General features: G+C 70.7%; 3 protein-coding genes. 2 read left to right on the forward strand and 1 reads right to left on the reverse strand.

The genetic code is table 11. The annotated features are described in order from the left end of the window. Positions 1-1,493, forward strand: a 1,493-nt coding sequence (locus tag GV126_RS18835) for an ATP-binding SpoIIE family protein phosphatase (RefSeq protein WP_159668193.1), incomplete at its 5' end; no start/stop codon positions are given. A gap of 81 nt (positions 1,494-1,574) precedes the next feature. Here GV126_RS18835 and GV126_RS18840 read toward each other — a convergent pair. After that, on the reverse strand, positions 1,575-2,843 hold the full coding sequence (locus GV126_RS18840; RefSeq protein ID WP_185947362.1) for an MFS transporter: 1,269 nt from the start codon (positions 2,841-2,843) through the stop codon (positions 1,575-1,577). A 167-nt stretch (positions 2,844-3,010) separates the two neighbouring features. Here GV126_RS18840 and GV126_RS18845 point away from each other — a divergent pair, with 167 nt between their 5' ends. Further along, positions 3,011-3,574, forward strand: coding sequence for a MarR family winged helix-turn-helix transcriptional regulator (locus GV126_RS18845; RefSeq protein WP_159668199.1), 564 nt, complete (start codon positions 3,011-3,013; stop codon positions 3,572-3,574). The last annotated feature ends 740 nt before the right edge of the window (positions 3,575-4,314 follow it).

A 4,314-nucleotide genomic window follows, 5' to 3' on the forward strand; every position in this document is an offset into this window, starting at 1 on the left:
TCCTCGAACGGGTCCCCGCCCTCGTCGCCCTCGTCCACGGCCCCGACCACCGCATCGCCTACGTCAACACCGCCTACACCGCCGCCTTCGGCACCCGCCCCCTCGGGGAACCCGCCCGCGAGGCCCTGCCCGAACTGCGCGAACTGGGCCTGCTCCCGCTCCTCGACCAGGTCCTGCGCAGCGGCCGGCCCCGCACCCTGAAGTCCCGCAAGGCCCCCGACGGCCGCTCCTACACCTTCACCTGCACCCCCGTCACCGACACCGACACCGGCGGACCGACCGACCCCGCGGCCGAACCGGGCGTGCTCGTCTTCGCCACCGACGTCACCGACCACGCCGAGGCCGCCGATCGCCTGCGCGCCAGCGAGCGCCAACAGCGCGAGACCGCCGTCACCCTCCAGCGCTCCCTCCTCCCGCAGGTCCTCGAACAACCCGACGACCTGCGCATCGCCGCCACCTACCAGCCCGGCGGCACCGAGGCCGCGGTCGGCGGCGACTGGTACGACGTCATCACCCTCGGCGGCGGCCGCACCGCCCTGGTCATCGGCGACGTCATGGGCCGCGGGGTGCGCGCCGCCGCCGTCATGGGCCAGCTGCGCACCGCCGTACGCGCCTACGCCCGCATGGACCTGCCGCCGCACGAGGTGCTCCAGCTGCTCGACGGCCTCGCCGCCGAGATCGACGCCAACCAGATCGCCACCTGCGTCTACGCCATCCACGACCCCAACGAGGGCCGGCTGGTGTACTCCTCCGCCGGCCACCTGCCGATCCTGGTCCGCGACGAGAACGGCACCGTGCTGCGCGCCGACGAACCCACCGGCCCCCCACTGGGCACCGGCGGCTGGATGCACTCCTCCGGCTCCGTCCCGCTCGCCCCCGGCGCCACCGCCGTCCTCTACACCGACGGCCTGGTGGAGCGCCGCACCGAGGACATCGACGAGGGCATCACCGCCCTGGAGCGCGCCCTGGCCGGTGCCACCGGCACCCCCCAGGTCGTCTGCGACCGCCTGGTCCGCTCGGCCGGCCTGCAGGCCGACCACGACGACGACGTCGCCGTCCTCGTCCTCCAGCACCCGGCCCGCACCGGCCCGGACGGCGAGCTGTTCCGCAACGCCACGCTCGAACTGCTCGGCGGAGTCGAAGCCGCCCCCCGCGCCCGCGCCTTCGCCTCCGGCGTCCTGACCAGCTGGCGCTTCCCACCCGACCTGCACGACCTGGGCGTCCTCGCGGCCAGCGAACTGGTCGCCAACTCCCTCCAGCACGGCACGCCCCCCATGCGGCTGCGCCTGCGCCGCACCGACCGCCGCCTCATCGTCGAGGTCACCGACGGCGACGACCACCTGCCCCGGCGCCGTCGCGCCGAACCGGCCGACGAGTCCGGCCGCGGCATCGCGATCGTCGCGACCATCGCCACCCACTGGGGCGCCCGCCGTACCCCGGGCGGCGGCAAGGCGGTGTGGTGCGAGTTCACCCTGCCGAGGAAACAGCCGTAGCTCCGCCGCACGCGGACACGGACGAGGGCGGCCGCCACCCCTCGGTGACGACCGCCCTCGTCAGGACGGACACGGCACGGCTCACGCCTCGGCGGCCACCGCCTCCGCGGCGGCCCCGCCGCGCGCCACCACCCGGCTGCGCACGGCCCACGGATGATCCTGCACGGCGGTCAGCCCCCGGCCCAGCCGCAGCGCGAGCACGCTGATCGCCAGCGAGAACACCAGGAACGTCACCACGTACGGCCCCGGCAGCGCGGCCGCCAGCGGACCGCCCACCGCCGGACCCACCGCCAGCGCCAGCTGCTTGACCAGGGCGAAAGCCGAGTTGTACTGCCCGGCCATGCCCTCCGGCGCCAGATCCGCCACCAGCGGCGCGAGCGTCGGCGACAGCATCGCCTCACCCAGCCCGAACAGCGCGTACGTCGACACGAACGCCGCCGTCGCCATCGCCTGGCTGCCGTGCCCCAGCCCCGCGTACGCCGCGACAGCCCACGCCACGGCCCAGATCACGCCCACCGCGGCCATCACCCGCGTACGCCGGCGCCGCTCGACGAACCGCAGCACGGCGAACTGCGCCACCACGATCATCAGCGTGTTCGCGGCCAGCGCCGTCCCCAGCGCCGACGTCGAGATCCCGGCCGCCTCCACGCCGTACGCGCTCAGCCCGGACTCGAACTGGCCGTAGCAGGCGAAGAACAGCACGAAGCCCAGCACGCACAGCTGCACCATGGCCCGGTTGCCCAGCAGCTGCCGCCAGCTGCCCTTGCCCGCACCGGCCCGCTCAGGAGCGTCCTCGATCCGCGGTGCCTTCGGCATCCGGACCGTCGCCATCAGCGCCACCAGCAGCAGGAACACCGCGGCCTCGATCGAGAACAGCAGCGTGAAGGAGGAGACGCGCGTGGTGTCCACCAGGTGACCGCCGATGAGGCCGCCGACCCCGAGCCCCAGGTTCTGCAGGAAGAACTGCACCGCGAACGCCCGCGACCGGGTCTCCGCCGTCGAGCAGTCCACGATCATCGTCGCCAGCGCCGGCTGCATCACCGCCTGCCCCGCGCCGAGCGCCGCCGCCGACAGCAGCACGGACGCCGCCCCGCCGGCCAGCCCCAGGCTCAGCGCGCCCAGCGCGGCCATGACCAGGGCGGCGACCAGGACCGGCAGCGGGCCGCGCCGCACGATCGCCCTGCCGGCGAACGGCAGCACGATCAGCGCGGCCACGGCGAAGACGGCGAGGACGAACCCCGCCGTCATGGCTCCCAGCCCCCGCACCTGCGCCACATAGACGTACAGGTAGGGGACGGTGAAGCCGAGCCCGAACGCGCTGAGTGCGTTGCCCACGTGGATCCGGCGCATCGCTGCGCCCATCGCCCTGGTCACGTTCACCTCTCTCCGGTCGTTGGGTGTCAGGTCCTTGACGAGCCTCAGTAGTTAGAACTGAAGACTTCGAAGATAAATTTCGAAGCTAAAGAGTACATGCCGAAGAACTTCAATGCCAACGGGCCGCGTGCGATACTGCGGACATGGGAGAGACCCAAGGCAGCATCGACAGCATCGGCAGTGAGCCGACCCTCGACGAGCAGATCGCTGCCTACCAGCGTGAGTTCCAGGACCTCGACCCCCAGGTCGAGAAGATCGTCTCCGCGCTCTCCCGCCTGAACCGCCGCATGAACGTCGCCTACGGCCGGCAGACCGCCGCGCTCGGCATCAGCAACGCCGAGTGGGAGGTCCTCAAGGCACTGGTCCTCTCCGGCGCCCCCTACCGCATGGGCCCGAGCGACCTCGCCAAGCGCTTGGGGCTCACCCCGGCCGCGATGACCCACCGCATCGACCGCATGGTCGCCGAGGGCCTGGTCACCCGTGAGCGCGACGAGTCCAACCGCGTCCGCGTCATCGTCGAGCTGACCCCCGAGGGCCGCGAGAAGTGGCTGGAGGCCATGCGCCTGGCGACGGTCTTCGAGGGTGACCTCCTGCAGGACCTCTCCCCGGCGGAACGCACCGCCCTCGGCGAGGTGCTGACCCGCCTCCTGCGCCGGGTGGAGCACGCCCAGCCGGACGCCGGCGGCCGGCTCACCGACCTGGACTAAAAAATCTTGACGAGGGAGCTTGACGCGCCCCTCGCCGATCCGTAAGGTTCTTCGGGTTGCCGCGGAGACATGGTGCTCCGTGACGACACTCCCGCCGCACCTGCGGCACCAAACCTCCAGCACGATCTCCCCACCGGGTTGATTTGGGTGTGCCCGAATTCAATTCGCACGGGACTCGTCATTCTCTGATCCGGATCCGCAAGGGCCCGATTGGGAATCGCCGAGAGAGTCCGCTAAGGTTTGAGACGTCGGAAGGGCCCAACAGCCCGGAGGACGAACCCCGCTGACCGGGGATCAGCTCGAAGGAAAGCCGGAGAGTCTGATAGAGTCGGAACCGCCGGAAAGGGAAACGCGAGAGCGGGAACCTGGAAAGCACCGAGGAAATCGGATCGAGAAAAGATCTGATAGAGTCGGAAACACCGAAGGGAAGCGCCCGGAGGAAAGCCCGAGAGGGTGAGTACGAAGGAAGCGACCGTTCCTTGAGAACTCAACAGCGTGCCAAAAGTCAACGCCAGATATGTTGATACCCCGTCTCCGGCCGGATGGCTGGGGCGAGGTTCCTTTGAAATAACACAGCGAGGACGCTGTGAACCGGAAGGATTATTCCTCCTCCCGGTTCCGCTCTCGTGGTGTTCGCCCCGATCACGGGGAAGCATTCACGGAGAGTTTGATCCTGGCTCAGGACGAACGCTGGCGGCGTGCTTAACACATGCAAGTCGAACGATGAACCTCCTTCGGGA

Origin of the sequence: Streptomyces mexicanus (assembly GCF_902506575.1) — a bacterium.
GTDB lineage: Bacteria > Actinomycetota > Actinomycetes > Streptomycetales > Streptomycetaceae > Streptomyces > Streptomyces mexicanus.

Bases quoted from the DNA above. Each gene is read 5' to 3' on its own strand.
- GV126_RS18845 (WP_159668199.1), top strand. From the start codon at position 3,011: ATGGGAGAGACCCAAGGCAGCATCGACAGCATCGGCAGTGAGCCGACC.
- GV126_RS18840 (WP_185947362.1), bottom strand. From the start codon at position 2,843: ATGCGCCGGATCCACGTGGGCAACGCACTCAGCGCGTTCGGGCTCGGC.